The 21,177-nt window shown below is 65.0% G+C and carries 20 protein-coding genes; 10 read left to right on the top strand and 10 right to left on the bottom strand.

What is annotated here, in order from left to right:
- Positions 1 to 13 precede the first annotated feature (13 nt).
- Both EV687_RS18445 and EV687_RS18440 read right to left on the bottom strand, forming a co-directional pair.
- A complete protein-coding gene (locus tag EV687_RS18445) occupies positions 14 to 826 on the bottom strand; it encodes a MetQ/NlpA family ABC transporter substrate-binding protein (protein WP_122225817.1) in 813 nt (270 codons plus the stop codon).
- Positions 827 to 874: 48 nt separating this feature from the next.
- Complete coding sequence (locus EV687_RS18440) at positions 875 to 1,687, bottom strand: MetQ/NlpA family ABC transporter substrate-binding protein (RefSeq protein ID WP_122225816.1); 813 nt, start codon at positions 1,685 to 1,687, stop codon at positions 875 to 877.
- A gap of 414 nt (positions 1,688 to 2,101) precedes the next feature.
- On the opposite strand from EV687_RS18440, the gene EV687_RS18435 reads away from it, so the two are divergent.
- Both EV687_RS18435 and EV687_RS18430 read left to right on the top strand, forming a co-directional pair.
- On the top strand, positions 2,102 to 2,875 hold the full coding sequence (locus tag EV687_RS18435; protein ID WP_122225815.1) for an SDR family oxidoreductase: 774 nt from the start codon (positions 2,102 to 2,104) through the stop codon (positions 2,873 to 2,875).
- Positions 2,876 to 3,022: 147 nt separating this feature from the next.
- Entirely contained in the window at positions 3,023 to 3,958 is a 936-nt protein-coding gene (locus EV687_RS18430; protein WP_122227023.1) for a LysR family transcriptional regulator, read from the top strand.
- 129 nt (positions 3,959 to 4,087) lie between these two features.
- Here EV687_RS18430 and EV687_RS18425 read toward each other — a convergent pair whose 3' ends face one another.
- From EV687_RS18425 to EV687_RS18405, 5 genes are all read right to left on the bottom strand, one after another.
- Positions 4,088 to 6,229 (bottom strand): family 2A encapsulin nanocompartment cargo protein cysteine desulfurase, encoded by a 2,142-nt coding sequence (locus tag EV687_RS18425; RefSeq protein ID WP_170164183.1) that lies wholly within the window; start codon positions 6,227 to 6,229, stop codon positions 4,088 to 4,090.
- Positions 6,230 to 6,244: 15 nt separating this feature from the next.
- A complete protein-coding gene (locus EV687_RS18420) occupies positions 6,245 to 7,183 on the bottom strand; it encodes a family 2A encapsulin nanocompartment shell protein (protein WP_122225814.1) in 939 nt (312 codons plus the stop codon).
- A 256-nt stretch (positions 7,184 to 7,439) separates the two neighbouring features.
- On the bottom strand, positions 7,440 to 7,739 hold the full coding sequence (locus tag EV687_RS18415; RefSeq protein WP_122227019.1) for a helix-turn-helix transcriptional regulator: 300 nt from the start codon (positions 7,737 to 7,739) through the stop codon (positions 7,440 to 7,442).
- 101 nt (positions 7,740 to 7,840) lie between these two features.
- On the bottom strand, positions 7,841 to 8,761 hold the full coding sequence (gene epsC / locus EV687_RS18410; RefSeq protein WP_122225813.1) for a serine O-acetyltransferase EpsC: 921 nt from the start codon (positions 8,759 to 8,761) through the stop codon (positions 7,841 to 7,843).
- 66 nt (positions 8,762 to 8,827) lie between these two features.
- A complete protein-coding gene (locus EV687_RS18405; RefSeq protein WP_122225812.1) occupies positions 8,828 to 9,307 on the bottom strand; it encodes a rhodanese-like domain-containing protein in 480 nt (159 codons plus the stop codon).
- Between the two features lie 388 nt (positions 9,308 to 9,695).
- Between EV687_RS18405 and EV687_RS18400 the strand changes: the two genes are divergently transcribed.
- The gene (locus tag EV687_RS18400; RefSeq protein ID WP_122225811.1) at positions 9,696 to 10,427 is read left to right on the top strand and encodes a VIT1/CCC1 transporter family protein; all 732 of its coding nucleotides are present in this window, start codon (positions 9,696 to 9,698) and stop codon (positions 10,425 to 10,427) included.
- 21 nt (positions 10,428 to 10,448) lie between these two features.
- On the opposite strand, the gene EV687_RS18395 is transcribed toward EV687_RS18400, so the two are convergent.
- On the bottom strand, positions 10,449 to 11,603 hold the full coding sequence (locus EV687_RS18395; RefSeq protein WP_122227017.1) for an anhydro-N-acetylmuramic acid kinase: 1,155 nt from the start codon (positions 11,601 to 11,603) through the stop codon (positions 10,449 to 10,451).
- Between the two features lie 356 nt (positions 11,604 to 11,959).
- On the opposite strand from EV687_RS18395, the gene EV687_RS18390 reads away from it, so the two are divergent.
- Both EV687_RS18390 and EV687_RS18385 read left to right on the top strand, forming a co-directional pair.
- Positions 11,960 to 13,963 carry an ABC-F family ATP-binding cassette domain-containing protein gene (locus EV687_RS18390; RefSeq protein WP_122225810.1) on the top strand — a complete coding sequence of 668 codons (2,004 nt, stop codon included), beginning with the start codon at positions 11,960 to 11,962 and terminating at the stop codon, positions 13,961 to 13,963.
- Positions 13,964 to 14,520: 557 nt separating this feature from the next.
- On the top strand, positions 14,521 to 15,003 hold the full coding sequence (locus EV687_RS18385; protein WP_122225809.1) for an outer membrane lipoprotein: 483 nt from the start codon (positions 14,521 to 14,523) through the stop codon (positions 15,001 to 15,003).
- 92 nt (positions 15,004 to 15,095) lie between these two features.
- Here the strand turns inward: EV687_RS18385 and EV687_RS18380 are convergent, their stop codons facing one another.
- Complete coding sequence (locus EV687_RS18380; protein ID WP_122227015.1) at positions 15,096 to 15,626, bottom strand: FKBP-type peptidyl-prolyl cis-trans isomerase; 531 nt, start codon at positions 15,624 to 15,626, stop codon at positions 15,096 to 15,098.
- A gap of 124 nt (positions 15,627 to 15,750) precedes the next feature.
- Between EV687_RS18380 and EV687_RS18375 the strand changes: the two genes are divergently transcribed.
- The 4 genes from EV687_RS18375 to EV687_RS18360 all read left to right on the top strand — a co-directional run bounded on the left by EV687_RS18375 (position 15,751) and on the right by EV687_RS18360 (position 18,662).
- On the top strand, positions 15,751 to 16,872 hold the full coding sequence (locus EV687_RS18375; RefSeq protein ID WP_122227013.1) for a cupin domain-containing protein: 1,122 nt from the start codon (positions 15,751 to 15,753) through the stop codon (positions 16,870 to 16,872).
- The gene (locus tag EV687_RS18370) at positions 16,862 to 17,368 is read left to right on the top strand and encodes a hypothetical protein (RefSeq protein WP_130466555.1); all 507 of its coding nucleotides are present in this window, start codon (positions 16,862 to 16,864) and stop codon (positions 17,366 to 17,368) included. The genes EV687_RS18375 and EV687_RS18370 overlap by 11 nt, the downstream gene beginning before the upstream one ends.
- 97 nt (positions 17,369 to 17,465) lie before the next feature.
- Entirely contained in the window at positions 17,466 to 17,951 is a 486-nt protein-coding gene (locus EV687_RS19240) for a hypothetical protein (protein WP_242612717.1), read from the top strand.
- A gap of 303 nt (positions 17,952 to 18,254) precedes the next feature.
- Positions 18,255 to 18,662: a group II truncated hemoglobin gene (locus tag EV687_RS18360; RefSeq protein ID WP_122225807.1), complete on the top strand. Its 408-nt coding sequence runs from the start codon at positions 18,255 to 18,257 to the stop codon at positions 18,660 to 18,662.
- 56 nt (positions 18,663 to 18,718) lie between these two features.
- Here EV687_RS18360 and fnr read toward each other — a convergent pair whose 3' ends face one another.
- Complete coding sequence (fnr, locus tag EV687_RS18355) at positions 18,719 to 19,432, bottom strand: fumarate/nitrate reduction transcriptional regulator Fnr (RefSeq protein ID WP_122225806.1); 714 nt, start codon at positions 19,430 to 19,432, stop codon at positions 18,719 to 18,721.
- Between the two features lie 308 nt (positions 19,433 to 19,740).
- On the opposite strand from fnr, the gene hemN reads away from it, so the two are divergent.
- Positions 19,741 to 21,171: an oxygen-independent coproporphyrinogen III oxidase gene (hemN, locus tag EV687_RS18350; RefSeq protein ID WP_122225805.1), complete on the top strand. Its 1,431-nt coding sequence runs from the start codon at positions 19,741 to 19,743 to the stop codon at positions 21,169 to 21,171.
- Positions 21,172 to 21,177 lie beyond the last annotated feature (6 nt).

Below are 21,177 nucleotides of genomic sequence, written 5' to 3'. Positions count from 1 at the left end.
TCCTGCCCTGGTCTCAGCGCTGCCAGGGCAGCGTGTAGAGGTTCTTGTTGTGGTCGAAACGCGCATCGATCACCTCGCGCACCTTCGGCGAGTTCTGGAACAGCTCGACGAAACGGCGCAGTCGGGGCTCGTCCTTGCGGTCCGAGCGCGCTGCAAACCCCATGGCGTAATAGGTATCGGCGATGCCCGAATACACCAGCGCCTCGCTGGCCTGCTCCTTCTTGCCGGCGTTCACGAAGTAGCTGGGCCAGACCACCGCCAGGTCCACATCCTGCAGCGAATGGATGAGCTGCGGGCCTTCGATCTCGAAGAGGCGGAGGTGTTTCGGATTGCCCACCACGTCATTGACGGTGGCGCCCGTGTCCTCGCCATTCCTGAGCGTGATCAGCCCGGCCTTTTGCAGCAGCAACAGTCCACGCCCCTGGTTCACCGGGTCATTGGGCACCGACACCCGCGCGCCATCGGGAATAGCATCGAGCGACCGGATCCGGTTCGAATACAGGCCGATGTTCTGCAGCAGGCCCAGGCCGATCAGCTCGATCCGGTAGCCACGCTCGCGCACGGCGTTCTCCAGAAAGGCCTGGTGCTGGAAGAAGTTCAGATCGATGTCGCCGTTGTTCAAGGCTTCGTTGGGCAGCGTCCAGTCGGTGAACTCGATCAACCGCACGTCCAACCCCTGCTCCCTGGCCTCGGCAACCAGGGCTTCGACGGCATCCGAGGTGGCGCCCGGCGTCGAGCCGACCCGCACGATCTCGCTGGCATGGCCAGCGGCGGCCAAAGCCATTGCCCCCAGCCATACCAGCCACGACTTGCATTTGAATGGCATCCGCACTCCTTTCACGTCATTGCGCGCTCTTGATGGCATCCACCGGTCTCACTTCTTCAGCCAGGCGAGCGTGTAGAGCCGGTCGTCATTGGAGAAGGCGCGGTGCGTCTCGTCCCTGACGGCCTGCGAGTTCTGGTAGATCTGGATGAACTTCTGCACCACCGGGTCCTGCACGCGGTCGTCCTTGACGACGAACTGGATGGCGAACTGCGCATCCTCGATGCCCGAGTACGCCAGGCCGCTGGACGGGTCGAAGGCCTTGGCGGCGACGATGAAGTGGGGGTACCCCTGCGCGATGTCCACATCCCCGGTGATGCGCACCAGTTGCGGCCCTTCCACTTCGGTGAAGCTCAGCTTCCTGGGGTTCTCGACGATGTCGTCGATGGTGCCCAGGTAACCGACATCGGGCTTGAGGGTGATCAGCCCCACCTTCTGCAGCAGCAGCAGGCCGCGCCCCTGGTTGACCGGGTCATTGGCGATGCCGACCTTGCCGCCCTGCGGCACCTGCCCGACCGATGGATGCTTGAGCGAATACAGGCCCACATTGGCCAGGATGCCGGTGCCCGCGCTGGCGAGCTTGAAGCCGTTCTTCTGCACCGCGTTGTCGAGGAAGGGCTGGTGCTGGAAGTAGTTGATGTCGATGTCGCCGCTGTTGACCGCTACATTGGGCGTGGTCCAGTCGGTGAATTCGATCACCTCCACGTCGATGCCCTGCGTCTTCGCATCCTTGGCCGCCACGTTGATCGAATCGGCATAGGCGCCCGGCACCACGCCGATGCGCAGCTTGTCGGCCGCCACCGCAGGCAGCACCGCCAGGGCCAACGCACTGACGGCAAGAAAACGGCGAATGTCTCTGATCATCTTCCCAATCCTTCTGAATGAATGGCATGCAATTCGCTGCGAGCGCAGGGAGAAGCCTGCTTGCAAGACGGCACCCCACCATGAACAAGGCCCCGATTGAACCGGCAAAGCCCGGTCGGCGCCACGACAGTTTTCTCATTTGCTTATGCGCCGCAAATGAAATTCAAGCCATTGAATGAAAAGACATTTTTTGCGATGACCGCATATACTCATATGCCGATTCGCATATGCCGCGCCGGCACCTGCACCGAACACGTCCACCACGGTGCCGCACCGCCACCGATGGCTGTAGCGCGGCATTGTTCGGTCCGGCTGGACAATGCATCCAGGCCCGGACGGTTTATCTGTGCGTCCCTTGCCTCTACGCTGGCTGCCTCATCCACCCATGCACTGTCACATCAAGGAGTCTTTCGCATGAGCCAGCATTCCATCGAGGGCAAGGTCGTCCTCATCGCCGGGGGCGCCAAGAACCTGGGCGGCCTGATCGCGCGCGACCTGGCCGCCCACGGCGCCAAGGCCGTGGCCATCCACTACCACAGCGACAGCAGCAAGGCTGACGCCGATGCCACCGTGGCGGCCATCGAAGCAACCGGCGCCAGAGCCGTGGCGCTGCAGGCCGATCTCGGCAGCGCCGCCGCCGTCGAAAAGCTGTTCACCGAGGCTTTCGTGGCAGTTGGCCGCCCCGACATCGCCATCAACACCGTCGGCAAGGTGCTCAAGAAGCCCATTGCCGAGACCAGCGAGGCCGAATACGACGAAATGGCGGCCGTCAACAGCAAATCGGCGTTCTTTTTCCTGAAGGAAGCGAGCCGCCACGTCAATGACCACGGCAAGGTGATCACGCTGGTGACCTCGCTGCTGGGCGCCTTCACGCCCTTCTATGCCTCTTACGCAGGCACCAAGGCGGCGGTGGAACACTTCACCCGCGCGGCCGCCAAGGAGCTGGGCGCTCGCGGCATCTCGGTCAATGCGGTCGGTCCGGGCCCGATGGATACGCCCTTCTTCTATGGTCAGGAAAGCGCCGAGGCCGTCGCCTATCACAAGAGCGCCGCCGCACTCTCGCCCTGCTCGCCCACCGGGCTGACCCAAATCGAGGATGTCGTGCCGTTCATCCGCCACCTCGCCAGCGACGGCTGGTGGATCACCGGCCAGACCATCCTGATCAACGGCGGCTACACCACCAAGTAAGCGGCCAGCGGCAGGCCGCAAGAGCGTGACAAGGCGCTGATAGCCCCCGGGCGCTTGCGGTGATTTGCGGCGATTTGCGGCTATCCTTGCCGCACCGCGGTTTTCATGGGTGACAAACCGCGGCCGCAACACCAGCCGGCAGTCAGCATGAATCCCTTGGAGCAGTACCGCGTGTTTGTCCAGGTGGCGGAGATGGGCAGCTTCATCAAGGCGGCCCACGCTCTGGACCTGCCACGCGCCACCGTATCGGCAGCCATCCAGCAATTGGAGAGCCGCCTGGCGGTGCGCCTGCTCAACCGCACGACCCGCCAGGTCAGCCTCACGGACGATGGCAGCCAGTTGATGGAACGCCTGCGCCCGCTGCTGGCCGAGGCCGAGAACATCGAGCAGATGTTCCTCGGCCCGTGCCAGCAGGAAGAGGTTGCGGGCCGCCTGCACATCAACGCACCCAGCCGCATCGCACGCCGCCTGATCGCCCCGGCGCTGCCGGGGCTGCTGCGCCGCCATCCGCAGCTGCAACTGGTGCTGGGTTCGAGCGACCGCACCACCGATCTGGTGCGTGACGGCGTCGATTGCGCCGTGCGCATCGGTCCGTTGCAGGACAGCAGCCTGGTGGCCCGGCCACTGGGGCAGCTCGAACTCATCAACTGCGCCAGTCCGGCCTATCTGCGCAACCACGGCGAACCGCACAGTCCGGCTGAACTGCGCGAAGGCCATTGCTGCGTGGGCTATGCCTCGCCACGCACCGGCCGTGCGATGCCCTGGGAATACCGGAACGCGGATGGCCACGACCAGGCCCTGTCGCTGCCCAGCCGGGTGCTCACCAACTCGGCCGAGAACTACATTGCCTGCTGCATCGCCGGGCTCGGGCTGATCCAGATCCCGCGTTTCGATGTGCAGCATTTGCTCGGCCGCGGCGCGCTGGTGGAAGTCATGCCCGCGCACCGCGCCGCGCCCATGCCGGTGTCGCTGGTCTATCCGCACCGGCGCCAGCGCTCGCGGCGCCTGGCCGTCTTCGAGTCATGGCTGCAGGATTTGCTGCGCCAGAACGCCGCACTGATCGCAGATGGCACGATGCAGTAACACCCAGGGCGCGTCTCTCGTGAAAAAAGCGGGCTTTCGCCCGCTTTCCCGCCACCTTTGCGTCACCGGCCGGGCGAGCGCGCCGGGAGCGTGTTCAAAGTCTCGCCACGCACCCGATGCGCAATGGCTTCAGCCGCTGCGCCGCTGCGATGCCAGCCGGCGGATGATGGCCACCAGTTGGTCGATCTCACCAAAGGTGTTGTAGAACGCCAGCGAGGGCCGCACCGCCGTCTCCACGCCAAAGCGGCGCAGGATCGGCTGGGCGCAGTGGTGGCCGGTGCGCACCGCAATGCCTTCGCTGTTGAGCACCTGGCCAACTTCATCGGTGCTGTAGCCATCGAGCACGAAAGACAGCACGCTGGCCTTGCCAGGCACCGTGCCGATCAGCCGCAGGCCGGGAATGGCACCCAGTTGCGCCATGCCGTAATCGACCAGCGAATGCTCGTACTGGCTGATGTTCTCGATGCCCAGGCGCTCGACATACTCCAGTGCCGCTCCCAAGCCCACCGCATCGGCGATGTTGCCGGTGCCGGCCTCGAAGGTGTTGGGCAGCGGCTGGAACACCGTTTTCTCGAAAGTCACGTCGGCAATCATGTTGCCGCCCCCCTGCCAGGGCGGTGTGTCTTCGAGCACCGCACGGCGGCCCCACAGCACGCCGATGCCGGTCGGGCCAAAGATCTTGTGCCCGGAGAACACGAAGAAATCGGCACCGAAGTCCTGCACGTCGACCGGCGTATGCGCGATCGACTGCGCGCCATCGATCACCGTGGTGATGCCGCGGCGCTTGGCGATCTCGACGATCTGCTTGACCGGAACCACCGTGCCCAGCGTGTTGGAGACATGCGCGACCGAGACGATCTTGGTGCGGTCGTTGATCAGCTTCTGGTACTCGTCCAGCCGCACCTGGCCCTGGTCATCGACCGGAATCACGCGCAGCTTGGCACCCTTGGCCTGCGCCAGTTGCTGCCACGGCACGATGTTGGCGTGGTGCTCCAGGTGGCTGACGATGATCTCGTCGCCCTCGCCCACGTGCTGGCCGCCCCAGGCCTTGGCCACCAGGTTGATGGCCTCGGTGGTACCGCGCAGGAAGATCACCTCGTTGACGTCGGGCGCGTTGATGAAGCGCCGCACGACCTCGCGGGCGTGCTCGTAGGCGTCGGTGGCGCGCGCCGCCAGCTCATGCGCGGCGCGGTGGATGTTCGAGTTCTCGTGCTCGTAGAAGTGCGAGATGCGCTCGATCACCTGGCGCGGCTTGTGCGTGGTGGCGGCGTTGTCCAGCCACACCAGTTGCTTGCCGTTGACACGTTCGGAGAGGATCGGAAAATCCCTCCGCACGGCGTTGACGTCGAATGCCGGGCGGTGGCCCCGCTCGGCCTGTGGCACCGCCTGCGCCCCGCCGTGGGGGTGGGGCTTGGCCGGCGTCACATAGCCACTGGGCAACACCACCGAATCGACGAAATAGTACTGCGGCGCACCAGCCGGCGCGGCACTCGCCGACGCGCTGTCCGCGCCTGGCAGGTTCGACGGCACCGAGGGCACGGCCTGCTGGCCCTGCCCATTGAGCGCCGCAATGGCCTGGCGGCTCAACGCGTCCAGCCCGAACCCGCCTGCGGCGGGCGCCGCAGGCGCGTCCGTGCCGGCGCCGCCGGGCGACGGCACACCATAGTCATCGCCGGAAAAGTAGAACGGCGCGGCGCCGCCGGCAGGGTGCTGGGCCGCGGCCGCGCCGGTGCCCGCATGCGCCTCTGGCACACCGGCGGTGATGCCGCCGAGCTTGGGCTCGTAGGCCGGCAGGCTGGTATAGGCCTTGTCCGGCACGCCATTGCCGGCCTGCGCATGCGGCAAGGCCACGCCGGCGCGATTGCCCAGCGACAGCACCTGCGCATGCGAAGAGGGGATGAAATTGGCCCCCGGCACCTGTCCCTGCGGGATTGGCGTGCCAGGCACATTCGGCGAGGTACCGGACGGGCTGGCCAGCGGCGAGCCGCCCGGCGCCAGATTGGCCTGGGGCTGTTTGCCGAACGGCAGCTCGTTGCTGACGGTACCTGCGCTGGCCGGCACCGTCAGCGGCGTGACGCCCGCGCCGCCGCTGGCCGACTGCAGGCCGGCCGGCGACCCGGCCTCCCCCGGCAGGGCCCGGAAGAACGCCGTGGCCAACTGCGCCAACGCAGTCGGATCGATCGGCGTCTCCGGTGCCTGCGGGAGCGCTGCGGCGTCGCGCGCATCCGCGCTGCCAGCCCCGGCTGGTTTGGAGGTTGCGGTAGAAGTCAAGACACTTCCCCCCGGTTACTTGTAGGTGTCGAGCACGGAATAGTCGTGGTACCTGTTGATCTCGACGTCGTCGAGCACGGCCAGCGCATCGGGCGTGAGCACGGCCAGCGAGCAGTACAGCGAGATCAGATAAGACGCGATGGCGTGGTTGTTGATGCCCATGAAACGCACCGACAGGCCCGGGCTTTGCTCGCCCGGCAGCCCCGGCTGGAACAGCCCCACCACGCCCTGGCGGCGATCGCCCACGCGCAGCAGCAGGATCTTGCTCTTGCCGTCGGCCACCGGCACCTTGTCCGACGGGATCAGCGGAATGCCGCGCCAGGTGATGAACTGCGAACCGAACAGGCTCACCGTCGGCGGCGGCGTGCCGCGGCGCGTGGCCTCGCGGCCGAAGGCGGCAATCGCCAGCGGGTGGGCCAGGAAAAAGGCCGGTTCCTTCCAGACCTTGGTCAGCAACTCATCGAGGTCGTCCGGCGTCGGTGCGCCCGAGAGCGGGAAGATGCGCTGCTCGTCCGTCACCTGTGCCAGCAGGCCATAGTCGGGGTTGTTGATCAGTTCGCTTTCCTGATTTTCCTTGATCGTCTCGATCGTCAGACGCAATTGCTCCTTGATCTGGTCGTGCGGGCTGCTGTAGAGGTCGGAGATGCGAGTGTGCACATCCAGCACGGTGGAGACGGCGTTGAGGAAGTACTCGCGCGGCTTTTCGTCGTAGTCGACATAGGTGCGCGGCAGCTGGTTCTCGTGCTCCTTGGCAGTGCAGGTGACCTTGATGTTCTCGGGGTTCTTGACCTGGTTGACCCGATAGATGCCCGCCTCGACCGGCACCCACTGCAGCAGGTGCGTCAGCCACCGCGGCGTGATGGTGGCCAGTTGCGGGGCGGTCTTGGTGGCGTTGGCCAGTTGTCTTGCGGCGTTGTCGCCAAGGGCGGTGGTGCCGCCAACGGTTGCGCTCATGGCAGTGCTCTCCGGTTGATTCAGAAGAAGGAAAGGGAAAAGGAAGAGGAAAAGAAAAAGGCGGATCAGGATGAAAGCCATTGAAGGCCATCGGCTCGATCACCCGAACAGCGATAGTGTCCCGACTGGCTCTGCACCGCTCAACCGGCTATCACCACCAAAACATTGCCAAAAGAAATATGTTTATACCGATTAGTCATATTCATAGGGGTTATTCATGGCCATCGCATGAAGCACGCAATGCCAGTCCCCCCCGTCAGCGTCTGCCATCTTCGTCCGGCAAGGATGAAGGCCGCAGCGCCGGCGGCGCGGAAGGCCTGGCGCGCAGACGTGCAATGGTCTCGCACTGCGCAAACAGATCGACGACGCTGACATCGAGCGCCTGCGCGATCTTCTGCGCCGTCACGACCGAAGCCACGACACGGCCACGCTCGACTTCCCCGACGTAGGAGCGGTTGAGGCCCGAGCGCTCGGCCAGTTCCTCCTGGGACCAGCCCTGCTTCTCGCGCAGCTGGCGCACCGCGATGCCGAGGTTTTCCACGAGAAGTGCCTTCAGGCCCGTGCTGGCATCGGCTCGGGCCTGCCCTTGCTTGACGGCAAAAGACAGCGGGGGAGAGAGGCTTGCAGAGGTCATGCTCATCCTTTGTACGGGTGCTGTCAGCTGGATCCAGGTTCGTCGCGCTGTTCCCGGCGCAGGCTGGCCTGCGACACACTGCCGCCGGCCGGAACACTCTCGGTAACCCAGACGTTGCCGCCGATCACGGCGCCCTTGCCCAGCGTCACGCGGCCGAGAATCGTCGCCCCGGCATAGATCACCACCCCGTCCTCGACGATGGGATGGCGCGGTTCCCCCTTGCGCAGATTGCCGGCCTCGTCGGTGGCGAAGCGCTTGGCGCCGAGCGTGACGGCCTGATAGATGCGCACGTTCTCGCCGATGCGTGCAGTCTCGCCGATGACGACGCCAGTGCCATGGTCGATGAAGAAGCCGGCGCCGATCTCCGCGCCGGGATGGATGTCGATGCCGGTGCGGCTGTGGGCCTGCTCGGCGATCAGCCGCGCCAACAGGCGCAGGCCGTGCTGATAGAGCACGTGCGCCACGCGATGGTGAATGATCGCCTGGATGCCCGGATAGGACAGCAAAATCTCGTCGACGCTCAGTGCCGCCGGATCCCCCTTGAAGGCGGCCACCACGTCGCTGTCGAGCAAGCGCCGGATGGCCGGTAGCTGCGCCGCCAGCGCGCCCACTGCTGCACCGGCACGGTCGCTGATGGCCTGGGCATCCGCCTCGCCGTTGCGGGCATTGAACGCCAGTTCCAGCCGTGCCTGGCGCTGCAGCGAATGCAGCGCCGCGCCCAGCGTGTAACCGACGTAGTAATCCTCATTCTCGTGGTGCAGGTCCTCCGGGCCCAGCCGCATCGGAAACAGCGCGCCCTTGAGCTGCTCGATGATGTGACGCACCGCCTCGGGCGATGGCAGCTCGCGCGCGGACGGGTCCCTCACCCGACTCTGGGAATCGCGCCAATCGTCGCGCACCTGGTGCAGTGCCTGGACGATGGCCTGGATATCGTAGTTCGCCATGTTTTTCTTTTCATGCGGAGACGAAAGCCAGCCGCGCCGATCGGCGCGGCTGGGCAGGCCCCGTCTTCAGTCCTGTATCCAGGGCAGGCCGTGAAAGCGCCAGCCGTCGCCGTGACCGCGCTGGCCGCTGGCATCGATCTCGCCCTCGAAACCCTCGAGCACATTGAACACATGGGTGAATCCGGCCTGGGTCGCCGCCTTGGCGGCCAGCACCGAACGCTTGCCCGAACGGCACAGCAGCAGCGCCACCGCCTCCTTGCCGCCATGCGAGGCCAGCTTGGCTTCCAGCTCGCGCACGAAGCGCGGATTGCGCGTCAACGCGGTGCCCGTGGCCCAGGCCACATGCACACTGCCGGGCACGCGACCGACGAAGGCCAGCTCCTCGCCAGACCGCACATCCACCAGCACGGCATCCCCCGCCTGCGCCAGCGACCAGGCCTCCTGGGGCGTAACGCCGCCGGCATAGCCCAGTTGCTCGCGTTCGGCCTCTGCCAGCCGCTCTTCCAGAATTCCGGCCAGCCGGCTCTCCACTACCTCTTCAGTCATGTCGTGATCTCCTGTGTCGATGAACGACGGTCGCTGCCCCCAATCCTTGTTCGAGGAAGCTTGCCGTCTATGACCAGCAAGAATTTAAGACTGCAGGCTCAAAACTCAAAAGACTAAAAAATCTTATTTAAATCAAAAAAAAGAATATAGAACACATCAGAACGTCCAAGACCACCAATATCGTCGACAAATGCAACCATCTCATCGCATCTTTTCCAATATTCATCCTTTTTGTCGTCAAAATTCATTTATATCAACATAGCCGGCACCCCTTGTTCGGACACGCAGGCGACCGTGGCCATGCCAAGGCGATCCATGCGAAGATGGCGCCTGGGTGCCAGACAGCACATACACCACCGCCGATTCCCTTCCCAGAAGCACCTTCGACATGGCCACTTCCTCCCAGACCCGTGCACAAGCTGCGGATGCCATGAATCCCGCCAGCATCTCCAACCGCCTCAACTGGCTGCGCGCCGGTGTGCTCGGAGCCAACGACGGCATCGTCTCCACGGCGGGCTTGGTGCTGGGCGTGGCCGGAGCAAGCACCTCGCAGTCGGCCCTGCTGGTGGCCGGCGTTGCTGGGCTGGTATCGGGCGCGCTATCGATGGCGGCGGGCGAATATGTATCGGTAAGCACCCAGCGCGATACCGAAAAGGCCGCCATCGCCCAGGAAAAGGACGAACTGGCCGCATTGCCACAGGCGGAGCTGGCCGAGCTCGCCACGCTGCTGGAGCAAAAGGGCCTGAGCCATGGGGTCGCGCAGCAGGCGGCCTGCGAGCTGACGCGCCACAACGCCTTGGCCGCCCACGCGGAGATGGAATTGGGCATCAAGCCCGGTCACTACACCAACCCATGGCAGGCCGCGGCGGCCTCCGCGCTGTCGTTCTCGATCGGCGCCCTGGTGCCGCTGCTGGCCGTGGCACTGGCACCGGCCGGTCCACGGTTGCCGATTGCGGTTCTGGCCGTTGCCATGGCGCTGTCGGTGACCGGCCTGGCGTCCGCAAAGCTTGGCAATGCGGCCATGCTGCCGGCGCTGGTGCGCAACGTCGGCGGTGGCCTGCTGGCCATGGGCGTGACCTTTTACGTGGGCCGACTGGTCGCGCCGCTGCTGGCGGCTTGAGCCTTCGCCAGGCCCGCCTGCTCAGACGGGGTAGATCGCGCCCAGCACCCGCGCCCCGCGCGCATGCGTGGCTCCCGGCTCATTGCCCGCCAGACCCAGCAAGCATTGGCGTGCCAGCCAGGCAAAAGCCATGGCCTCGACCCGGTCGGGCGCAATCCCCCAGTCCGCGGTCGACTGCACCTGCACATCCGCACCCAGGTGATGTTGCAGACGCCGCATCAGGTGCCGGTTGTAGGCACCGCCACCACATACGCCCAGTGTGGCCAGTTCGCTGCCGTGGCGCCGCAGGGCCTGGGCACAGGAAACAGCCGTCAGTTCCGCCAGACTGGCCTGGACATCGCGCGGATCGAGGGCCGGCAGGCGCGCCAGATGTGCCTCGAGCCAGCCCAGGTTGAAATGGTCCAGCCCCGTGCTCTTGGGCACCGCTGCGGCAAAGTACGGATCACCCAACATGGCCTGCAGCAAGGCCGGCTCCACCACACCTCCGGCAGCCCAGTCGCCATCGGCATCAAAAGCCTGGCCGGTGTGCCGCTGGCACCAGGCATCGAGCAGGGTGTTGGCGGGCCCGCTGTCGAAGCCCTGGGTGCGGCCATCGGCAAACAGCAGACTCAGGTTGGCAATGCCGCCCAAGTTGAGCACCGCCATGCCCTGCTTTGCTGTGCCGAACACGGCACGATGAAAGGGCGGCACCAACGGCGCGCCCTGGCCACCAGCGGCCATGTCGCGGCGGCGGAAATCGGCCACCACGGCAATGCCCGTCTGCTCCACCAGCAAAGCCGGATTGTTGAGCTGGATGGTATAGCACTCACGGGCCTGCCCGGCATTAGGGTGATGGCGCACCGTCTGCCCATGCGCACCGATCGCGCGCACCGCGCTGGCGGCAACACCGGCATCCCTGCACAGGGTCTGCACAACCTCGGCATAGGTCTGCGCCAACGTATTGGCGGCCACGGCTGCAGTGTGCAGTTCATCATTGCCAGGCTGGTTGAGGCGCCGCAGGCTGGCCACCAGTTCCGGCGCCAGAGGCCCATGCACATGGGCGAGGCACTGCACCCGCAACGCCCCCTGTCCTTCCTGCCCGCCGCTGGCGGCCACGAAGCGCACCAGCACGCCGTCCACGCCATCGAGTGAAGTGCCAGACATCAGGCCGATGTAACAGCCATCCCGATCCGCCATGCCGTCCATTCGCATCCATCCCATTTGCCGTATTCCATTGGGCTGTCATTTTCTCAGAGCGTGTTCAAAGTCTCGACACGCTTGCCGTTGTGCCAGAGAAATCGTGGCGGCAAGGCGCAAAACGCAGCCGAGCTGGTTGCCCGACGAGGGTTCGCAACGCCGCGGGCGCGGTTTTCCAGATGCTACCCGAAGGGCATGGTACAGCCATGCGGCTGCGTGGCGAGGCTTTGACCAGGCGCTCAGAAGCCAAGCATGATTTCTACATGCTCACATGCCCCACATGCTCCGACTGCCCGCCAAGAGGTCGAATACGCACCTGGCAGCGACGTGCAAACCGTGCCCGATAATCACACCCCATGATCACGCTGAAGAATATCGTCCTGCGCCGCGGCGCCAAGGTGCTGCTCGAGGGCACCTCCGTCACCATCAACCCGGGGGAACACGTCGCGCTGGTGGGCCGCAATGGCGCGGGCAAGTCATCCCTGTTCGCACTGCTGAACGGCAACCTGCACGAGGATGGCGGCGAGTTCAGCATTCCCCGCCACTGGCACATGGCCCAGGTGGCCCAGAACATGCCCGAAACCGAGGAAAGCGCCACCGACTTCGTGGTGGCGGGTGACGCCCGGCTCGTCGCGCTGCAGGCCGCCTTGCAAGAAGCCGATGCCAGCGGTGACGGCATGGCCATCGCCCAGGCCCACACCGAACTGGCCGATGCCGGCGCCTATGACGCCCAGGCCCGCGCGCAAGCGCTGATCCTCGGGCTGGGCTTTGCACCGGACGAACTCGAACGCCCCGTCAACAGCTTCTCGGGAGGCTGGCGCATGCGCCTGCAACTCGCCCGTGCACTGATGGCACCCAGCGACCTGCTGCTGCTCGACGAGCCCACCAACCACCTGGACCTGGATGCGCTGGTGTGGCTGGAGGGCTGGCTGGCACGTTACCCGGGCACCTTGGTCGTCATCAGCCACGACCGCGAATTTCTCGATGCCGTCACCCAGGTCACGCTGCACCTGGAGCACCAGGGCCTGACCCGCTATGGCGGCAACTACAGCTACTTCGAGGAACAGCGCGCCCTCAAGCTGGAGCAGCAGCAGGCGGCCTACTCGCGCCAACAGGGCCAGATCGCCCACCTGCAAAAATTCATCGACCGCTTCAAGGCCAAGGCCACCAAGGCCAAACAGGCGCAAAGCCGCGTCAAGGCGCTCGAGCGCATGGAACGCATCGCCCCGGTGCTGGCCGAGGCGGAATTCAGCTTCGAATTCGAAGAGCCGCTGCAGCTGCCCAACCCGATGCTGGCCATCCGCGACGCCGAGATGGGCTACCAGAGCAAGGATGGCAGCACGCGCAAGACCATTCTGCGCGGCGTCAATGCCTCGATACTGGCCGGCCAGCGCATCGGCATCCTGGGCGCCAACGGCCAGGGCAAGTCGACCTTCATCAAGTCGGTGGTCGGTGACATTCCGCTGCTCTCGGGCGAGATCACCCAGGGCAAGGGCCTGGCGATCGGCTACTTCGCCCAGCAGGAACTGGATGTGCTGCGCGAGGACGAGAACCCGCTGCAGCACTTCATGCACATGGCCCGCCAGTATGGCACCGAGGCGCCCAATGCCACGCGCGAGCAGGACCTGCGCAACTTCCTCGGCCGCTTCCAGTTCAGCGGCGACATGATGGCGCAGCCGGTCGGCTCGATGAGCGGCGGCGAGAAGGCCCGCCTGGTGCTGGCCATGCTGGTCTGGCAGCGCCCCAACCTGCTGCTGCTCGACGAGCCCACCAACCACCTGGACCTCGTCACCCGCGAGGCCCTGGGCATGGCGCTCAATGGCTTTGACGGCACGCTGATGCTGGTCAGCCACGACCGCGCACTGCTACGCGCTGTCTCCGACGATTTCTGGCTGGTCAGCGAAGGCCGCGTGCGCCCCTTCGATGGCGATCTGGAGGATTACCAGCAATACGTGCTGGAGCAGCAGCGCAGGCAACGCGCCGAACTGGCCAAATCGGCCCAGTCGGCCCCGCTCACACAGCGTGTGGCGCAATCCGACGACGCCGCCCCGGTAGCCGGCAGCGGCGCGGCGCCCAATCAGAAGGAACTGCGCCGGCAGGAAGCCCAGGCGCGCCAGAAGCTGCTGGAGCAGACGCGTCCGCTCAAGAAACGGCTGGAACAGCTGGAAAAACAGCTTGCCGCCTCGCAGGCGGACAAGCTGGCGCTGGAGCAGGAGTTGGCCGGCGGAGGTGCCTCCGCCCAGCAGTGGGCCGAGCAAGGCCGCAAGCTCAAGCAGCTGCAGGACGACATCGATGCCGCCGAGGAAGAGTGGCTGACGGTTTCCGAGACGCTGCAGGCACTGGCGCCACCCGATGCATGAGCCTCTGTTGGAACACAAAGATTTACAGCCTTCGCGGGATGGCCGCTGTCAACGCCACGACGGCAGCGGCGTTGAAGGTCCATGTGCCATTGAATGAACAAAGGACAGGACATGATCGACAAGAACACCACGAACAGCATCTGGCCCGACGACGAACGCGACCGCAAGCGTTGAGCACGGTGTGACCCGGCCCTGGCCGCATGCGCCATTAGCATTAGCCACCGGATATGCCGCATGGCACCGGCCTCCGCAATGCGTGCATCGCGGAATGCGCACAACAGAATCCGAACAGCACAACCCGAACAACAGCACAGGCCAAAGCCCCTGCAGCCCGCCATGGCGGGCTTTTTCTTTCCCGCTGCATCCCGGCGTCAAAGGGCCGCCGCCGACACGCCAACCAGCCATCGTCCCACAGGCGCCAAATGCTTACGGCGTTTACCCTTGCGACACGCAAGTCCATCCACAAGCCGGAGTTTGGGCTTAGCATAGATGACAAGTGCACTGCTGCCCAGGCGACAAGCACACCAACTATTTTTCCCATTCAAAGGAGAGCCCTCATGGCCATCACACTTCGCACCGCTTGCATGACCACCGCCATCGCAGCCAGTCTTGCCTTGGTCGGATGCCAGACCACCCAGCCCTATTACCAGCAACAGGGCAGTGCTGCGGTCGCACCGGCTCCCGCCAACACGCTCGAGTATGGCTATGTGACGCAGATCGACACCCTGCAGAACACTCATCGCGGCTCCACCGGTGCCGGCATCCTGCTGGGCGCCGTAGTCGGTGGCCTGCTGGGTAACCAGGTTGGCGGCGGCACGGGCCGCACCGCCGCCACGATCGCCGGCACCGTCGGTGGTGCCGTCGCTGGCAACACCATCGAAGGCCGCATGGATTCGGCCCAGCAAGGTCCTTATGGCTACCGCGTCACCATCCAGGTGGACAACGGCGCCTACCGCCTGTATGACGTGACCTCGCCCGGCGACCTGCGCGTGGGTGACCGTGTGCAGGTGCGCGACGGCCAGATCGCCCGTACCCGCTGAACGCGGCATGCCGCCGGGGCTTACTGCCGGCCGGCATCATTCTCCTATGCAAAGAGCGGCCCATGGCCGCTCTTTGTGCATGACGCAGGATTTCAATGCAAGGAGGGTGGCGGCTCGTCCGGCAGTTCCGGGGCAATCCGGAAAAAGCCCGCGCCGGCCGAGGCGGCCCGCTGTTCCGCCGGCGAGCTCGGGCGCACACTTTGCACCTTGGCATCGAGCCGCAATGCAATGCCGGCGAGCGGGTGATTGCCATCGAGTACCACATGCTCTGGATAGATCTCGGTGACCGTCAGCAGCAGAGTCGGATCCATGTCCTCCGAGAGGTGCCCATCCAGTGCCGAGGCCTCGAACACCATGCCTTCTTCCAGCTCCCTCGGAAAGAGGTCGCGCGGCTCGAGGAACACCAGGTTCTCGTCATAATCGCCAAACGCATGCTCGGGCTCCAGGTAGAGCGAAATGGCATCGCCCACCTGCTTGCCCTGCAGCGCCTCCTCAATGGTCGGCAGCAGGTCTGCGCCGCCCACGTAGAATTCCACCGGCTGATCCAGCGTGTCCAGCTCCTCGCCGAGACTGTCCTTGAGGGTCCAGGTCAGACCCACCACCGTCTTGTTCATGATTTGCATGCCGCGCATTGTCGCAGTTTTCAACCGGCCAGTCCCCTGACCCCAGCAGAAAGCCCATTCCGCCGTGACCGACGCCATTCTTCTTCCCCTGCCCTTGCTCGGCGGCCTCAGCGCCGCCGAATTCATGCAACGCTATTGGCAACGCAAGCCGCTGCTGATCCGTCAGGCCATCGCCGGCTTCAAGCCCCCCGTCGATGCCAAAGCCTTGTTCGCGCTGGCCGGCCGGGAGACGGTGGAGTCGCGGCTGATCCAGCACCACGGCAGCCACTGGAGCCTGCGGCACGGCCCGTTTCGCCGGCGCGAACTGCCAACCCTTTCTCAGGCTGCCTGGACCTTGCTGGTGCAGGGCGTGGACCTGCATGATCAGCGCACACACGCACTGCTGCAGCGCTTCAGCTTCATTCCGCAGGCACGGCTTGATGACCTGATGATCAGCTTTGCCACCGACGGTGGTGGCGTTGGCCCACATTTCGACAGCTACGACGTCTTCCTGCTGCAGGCACATGGCAAGCGCCGCTGGCGCATCGGCCGCCAAAAGGATATGCGCCTGCAGCCCGATGTGCCGTTGCGCATCCTGCAGAACTTCGAGCCCGAGCACGAATGGGTGCTCGAACCCGGCGACATGCTTTACCTGCCGCCGCGCTATGCGCATGACGGCATCGCCGAGGGCGACTGCATGACTTACTCGGTCGGCTTTCGCTCGCCCAAACGCGACGAACTGGGCGCCTCGCTGCTCGAGCGCCTCGCCGAATTCGCGCAGGACACTCCGGCCAGCACCCACGCGCTGGACGTACCGTTCTACCGCGACGCTGGCCAGCCAGCCGTCAGCGCCAGCGGCCTCATCCCAGAGACGCTGCAGACCTTCGCCCATGACGCGCTGGCGCGTGCGCTCAAGCAGCCCCACGTGGTTGAACAGGCTCTGGGCGAATACCTCAGTGAGCCCAAGCCGCAGGTCTTCTTCGACGAGGACGATGCGCCGGCCAACGGCGTGGCAGAGCCCGAGGCCGCCACCGCGGTGGTGCTCAGCCGCAAGACCCGCATGCTCTATGACCGCCGCTTTCTCTACATCAACGGCGAGAGCTACCGCTGCGCCGGCAGCGACGCCAGACACCTGCGCCAGCTGGCCGACCAGCGGCAGTTGCCGATTGCGCAGCTCGCGCGCATGAGCGGGGAGGCGCAGGAGATCGTGCAGGAATGGCATGACCAGGGCTGGTTGTTCTTCATCGATGCCGGACATGCAGGCTGAGCCAACGCAGCCGCAGGCTGGCGATGCCACCCTCGCCGGCCCGGCGCAATGGCAGGCGGCCCTGCTCGCCTGCATCGGCGCGGCCGCCGCTGCACCGGAAAGTCCCCTGGTGTTCTGCAGCCCCCGCTTCGCCGACTGGCCGCTGTCACAGACCCCAGTGCTGCAGGCCCTGCAGCACTGGGCCGGGCGCAACCGGCGCCTGGTGCTGATCGCCAACGAGTTCGACACGCTGGTGCGCCAGCAGCCACGCTTTCTGGCCTGGCGCCAGCAGTGGGACGCCATCATCACGGGCCGCAAAGTGATGCGATCTTTTCAAAACGACACCCCCAGCTTCGCATGGTGCCCGGCATACTCGGTGTGGCTGACCAACGCAGAGCGGCTGCGCGGCATCGCCGGCACCGATGCCGCCTGGCGCAGCCAGCTTGCCGAACTGGTCGACGAATGGCGCGAGCGCCGCTCCGTCAACGGATTCGCGGCCAGCACGTTGGGTCTATAGACGGCCTGCGGGCCGCTCATGCTTGAAAAGTCGGCTGCTTCCCATGGGGCTTGAGCCGGCCACCATTTCATTCGAAGTCATAGGAGGAATTATGAAGATGCATCACCTCATCGCCACGGCAGTGGCCGCCGCCGCCCTGGTCGCCTGCGGCAAGAAGGAAGAATCTGCGCCTGCCGCGCCGAGCACACCGCCGATCGAGCAACCGGCCCCCGCACCGGCACCGGCCCCCTCCAGCGAAGCCCCCGCCGTCTCGCCAGGCGAAACCGCCGGCAATGCTGCCAGCGCCGCCACCCAGGCCGCCAGCGAAGCGGCTGATGCAGCTGCACAGGCCAATTCGGCCGCGGCCCAAAGCGGCAGCAACACCGCTACCGAGGCGGCCAATGCCGCGCAGGATGCCGCAGGTGATGCTGCCAACGCTGCCCGCGACGCCGCCAACAGCGCCGCCGATGCGGCCACGACCGGCTCCGTCAACGCCGTTGACCAGGCTCAGCAAGCCCTCGACAACGCGCAACAGGCTGCTGACGAGGCCCGCAAGAAGGCAGAGGAAGCTGTCAGCGCCGCCAGCGGCACCCAGCCTCGATAAAGCCATCAAGAAAGTTCTGCGAAACTCTGCGGGAACACGCGCTGCATTCACCAGATGAATTTGCGCGTCAGCATGGGCTTGCAGACCTTCCACAAGGCGTACAAAACGGCGCCCGAGACAGCCACCCGGTTCTTGCAGTCCGGGTGGCTTTTTCTTTGCGGCGTATCAAGACCTCGGTAGAGCCAGGCGCCCGGTGCTGAGTACCGGCCCATTCTTCACGCACAATCCTTCAGCCGCCATTGCAGGTCCCGCCAATCGCAGCCATGCCATTCTCCCGCACCACCGGCACCTTCCAGAACACTCATGCCCGCCACGCCCACTGAGCATCCACCCCACGCCGACACGCCGTTCGAATGGATCGGTGGAGAGTCCGCCGTGAAGGCACTGGTCGAGCGCTTCTATGACCTGATGGACCTCGAGCCGGCCTACCAGGCCTTGCGCGCCAGCCACGGCGACAGCCTCGATGCGGCCCGGCAGAAACTGTTCTGGTTTCTTTGCGGCTGGCTGGGCGGGCCGGACCATTACATTGCGCGCTTTGGCCACCCGCGCCTGCGCATGCGCCACCTGCCCTTCTCGATCGGGATCCGTGAACGCGATGAATGGGTCGCCTGCATGGACCAGGCGATGCTGGAGACCTGCGTTCCGGAGGCGCTGCGCCAGCGCCTGGCCCAGAGCTTCATGCAGACAGCCGACTGGATGCGCAACCGCTGAAAAGCCGTCGTCCGTCGTCCCGCGGCTTCCCGCTGCCTCGCTGATCGTCGACGGGATCAGTTGCAGGAGCTCGCCAGCTCCTTGAGCGCGTCCACGTCGACGATGCGCACGTGGCGGTTGCGCACTTCGATCATGCCCGATTCGACCAGTTTGGAGAATGTGCGGCTGACGGTCTCGAGCTTGAGGCCGAGGTAGCTGCCGATCTCCTCGCGCGTCATCCGCAGCACCAGCTCGGATGATGAGAAGCCCCGCGCATTGAGACGCTGCACCATGTTGAGCAAAAAGGCCGCCACCCGCTCCTCCGCCCGCATGCTGCCCAGCAACAGCATCACGCCATGCTCGCGCACGATCTCGCGGCTCATGATCTTGTGCAGGTGACGCTGCAGTCCCGGGACCTCCTTGGCGATGTCATCGATGCGCTCCATCGGCAGGATGCAGACCTCCGAATCCTCAAGCGCAATGGCATCGCAGCTGTGACAATCCTCGACGATGCCATCCAGCCCGATGATCTCGCCAGCCATCTGGAAGCCGATGACCTGCTCCTTGCCCTGCTCGGTGTTCACCGCCGTCTTGAACATGCCCGTGCGAATCGCATACAACGCCTGGAAGGTCTCGCCATTGCGGAACAGCAGGCCGGACTTGGGGACCTTCTGCCGGTTCGCAACCAGGCCATCGATCTGCTGCAATTCCTGGAGATTCAGGCCTCCGGGCATGCACAGTTCGCGCAGATTGCAGTTTGAGCAGGCGACTTTGAGGGTATCCAGTTTCATGCGGGCATTTTCTCTGTAGGCGATTTCTAACGGGAGATTATCAACCAAGCCGGGAACTTTTGTGGAGTGCCCCCACACGCGGCCTTTGCCCACTTCCAGCGCCCCCTGGCAGGCCCTCTCCGGGGATGACATCGCACCCGCCATTGCAGCCTGTTCAAAGCCGATGAGCCGATGAGCCGATGAGCCGATGAGCCGATGAGCCGATGAGCCGATGAGCCGATGAGCCGATGTCTTGATGATCATCAATGAGCCGGGTGGCAATCGGTCGCACAGTATCAAAAAGTCAATCAATGTCTCCAATAAATTCCATGCCCACGAGCCCGAACACGACCGCCAGACCTCCATCCGCGCACTTGCTGCAGCGATTCGACGTCAATGGGCCACGCTACACCTCCTATCCGACGGCCGACCGCTTCGTCGAGGCCTTCACCGAACAGGATTACCTGCGCGCGCTGTGCCAGCGCCAAGCCGGCACTGGCACCGCCAACCGACCGCTCTCCATCTACGTGCACGTGCCGTTTTGCGAGTCCCTGTGCTACTACTGCGCCTGCAACAAGGTCATCACCAAGCACCATGAGCGTGCCGACGAGTACCTCGATTATCTGGCCAAGGAGCTCGATCTGATCACCGGCCAGTTCCAGACGTCGGCGCAAACAGGCGTTACCGAGAAACCCCAGGTCTCCCAGTTGCACCTCGGCGGCGGCAGCCCGACCTTTCTCGACGACCGCCAGCTCAGCCGTCTGATGGAATTGCTGCAGCAGCACTTTCGTTTCACCAAGGCGGCCGAATGCTCGATCGAAGTCGACCCGCGCACCATTGACACCCGGCGTCTGGCACATCTGCGCGCCCTCGGCTTCAATCGCATCAGCCTGGGGGTGCAGGACTTCGACACCGAAGTGCAAAAGGCCGTACACCGCATCCAGTCCACCGAACAGGTGTTCGAGCTGGTGGCGGCCGCGCGTCAGTTGGGCTTCGATTCGGTCAACGTCGATCTGATTTATGGCCTGCCACGCCAAACCCCGGCGTCGTTCGCCACCACGCTCGAGCAGGTCTGCGCACTGCGCCCCGACCGCATCGCGCTCTACGCCTATGCGCACCTGCCCGAGCGCTTCAAGCCGCAGCGCCGCATCGATGCCCTGGCACTGCCCAAGGCGGCCGACAAGGTCGGCATGCTGGCCCAAGCGCTCGAGGCCTTCAACAACGCCGGCTACGTCGACATCGGCATGGACCACTTCGCGCTGCCGCAGGACAGCCTGGCCCAGGCCAAGAGAAGCGGCCTGCTGCACCGCAACTTCCAAGGCTACAGCACCCAGGCCGACACCGATCTGATCGGGCTGGGCGTCTCCGCCATCAGCAAGGTGGGGCCGACCTACAGCCAGAACGACCGCCAGCTGGCCAACTATTACGACACCCTGGACCATGGCCGCCTGCCCATCATCCACGGCTTGGCACTTAGCAAGGACGACTTGATGCGACGCAGCATCATCATGGCTCTGATGTGCCAGGGACTGGTGAGCTTCGAATCGATCGAGCTGTCCTACCTGATAGACTTTCGCACCGAGTTCGCCCAGGAACTGGCCGTGCTGGCCAACTACGAGGCCAATGGGCTGGTCCACATCAACGACCAGTCCATCGAGGTCACCGAACTGGGCTGGACCTTCGTGCGAGGCATTGCCATGGTGTTCGACCGCTACCTGCAGTCCGACCGCAACCGCGCCCGTTTCTCGAAGATTCTCTGACAACAG

Origin of the sequence: Corticibacter populi (assembly GCF_004217315.1) — a bacterium.
In the GTDB taxonomy this organism is placed as follows: Bacteria; Pseudomonadota; Gammaproteobacteria; order Burkholderiales; family Burkholderiaceae_C; genus Lampropedia; species Lampropedia populi.
The sequence above is the reverse complement of the archived record's forward strand: the minus strand, read 5'-3'. Positions and strand labels throughout refer to the sequence as shown.

What these genes read in the sequence shown, in the direction of transcription:
- EV687_RS18445 (WP_122225817.1), bottom strand. Translation starts at nt 826, where the DNA reads ATGCCATTCAAATGCAAGTCGTGGCTGGTATGGCTGGGGGCAATGGCT.
- EV687_RS18440 (WP_122225816.1), bottom strand. Translation starts at nt 1,687, where the DNA reads ATGATCAGAGACATTCGCCGTTTTCTTGCCGTCAGTGCGTTGGCCCTG.
- EV687_RS18435 (WP_122225815.1), top strand. Translation starts at nt 2,102, where the DNA reads ATGAGCCAGCATTCCATCGAGGGCAAGGTCGTCCTCATCGCCGGGGGC.
- EV687_RS18430 (WP_122227023.1), top strand. Translation starts at nt 3,023, where the DNA reads ATGAATCCCTTGGAGCAGTACCGCGTGTTTGTCCAGGTGGCGGAGATG.
- EV687_RS18420 (WP_122225814.1), bottom strand. Translation starts at nt 7,183, where the DNA reads ATGAGCGCAACCGTTGGCGGCACCACCGCCCTTGGCGACAACGCCGCA.
- epsC (WP_122225813.1), bottom strand. Translation starts at nt 8,761, where the DNA reads ATGGCGAACTACGATATCCAGGCCATCGTCCAGGCACTGCACCAGGTG.
- EV687_RS18405 (WP_122225812.1), bottom strand. Translation starts at nt 9,307, where the DNA reads ATGACTGAAGAGGTAGTGGAGAGCCGGCTGGCCGGAATTCTGGAAGAG.
- EV687_RS18400 (WP_122225811.1), top strand. Translation starts at nt 9,696, where the DNA reads ATGGCCACTTCCTCCCAGACCCGTGCACAAGCTGCGGATGCCATGAAT.
- EV687_RS18395 (WP_122227017.1), bottom strand. Translation starts at nt 11,603, where the DNA reads ATGGCGGATCGGGATGGCTGTTACATCGGCCTGATGTCTGGCACTTCA.
- EV687_RS18390 (WP_122225810.1), top strand. Translation starts at nt 11,960, where the DNA reads ATGATCACGCTGAAGAATATCGTCCTGCGCCGCGGCGCCAAGGTGCTG.
- EV687_RS18385 (WP_122225809.1), top strand. Translation starts at nt 14,521, where the DNA reads ATGGCCATCACACTTCGCACCGCTTGCATGACCACCGCCATCGCAGCC.
- EV687_RS18380 (WP_122227015.1), bottom strand. Translation starts at nt 15,626, where the DNA reads ATGCAAATCATGAACAAGACGGTGGTGGGTCTGACCTGGACCCTCAAG.
- EV687_RS18375 (WP_122227013.1), top strand. Translation starts at nt 15,751, where the DNA reads ATGCAACGCTATTGGCAACGCAAGCCGCTGCTGATCCGTCAGGCCATC.
- EV687_RS18370 (WP_130466555.1), top strand. Translation starts at nt 16,862, where the DNA reads ATGCAGGCTGAGCCAACGCAGCCGCAGGCTGGCGATGCCACCCTCGCC.
- EV687_RS19240 (WP_242612717.1), top strand. Translation starts at nt 17,466, where the DNA reads ATGCATCACCTCATCGCCACGGCAGTGGCCGCCGCCGCCCTGGTCGCC.
- EV687_RS18360 (WP_122225807.1), top strand. Translation starts at nt 18,255, where the DNA reads ATGCCCGCCACGCCCACTGAGCATCCACCCCACGCCGACACGCCGTTC.
- fnr (WP_122225806.1), bottom strand. Translation starts at nt 19,432, where the DNA reads ATGAAACTGGATACCCTCAAAGTCGCCTGCTCAAACTGCAATCTGCGC.
- hemN (WP_122225805.1), top strand. Translation starts at nt 19,741, where the DNA reads ATGCCCACGAGCCCGAACACGACCGCCAGACCTCCATCCGCGCACTTG.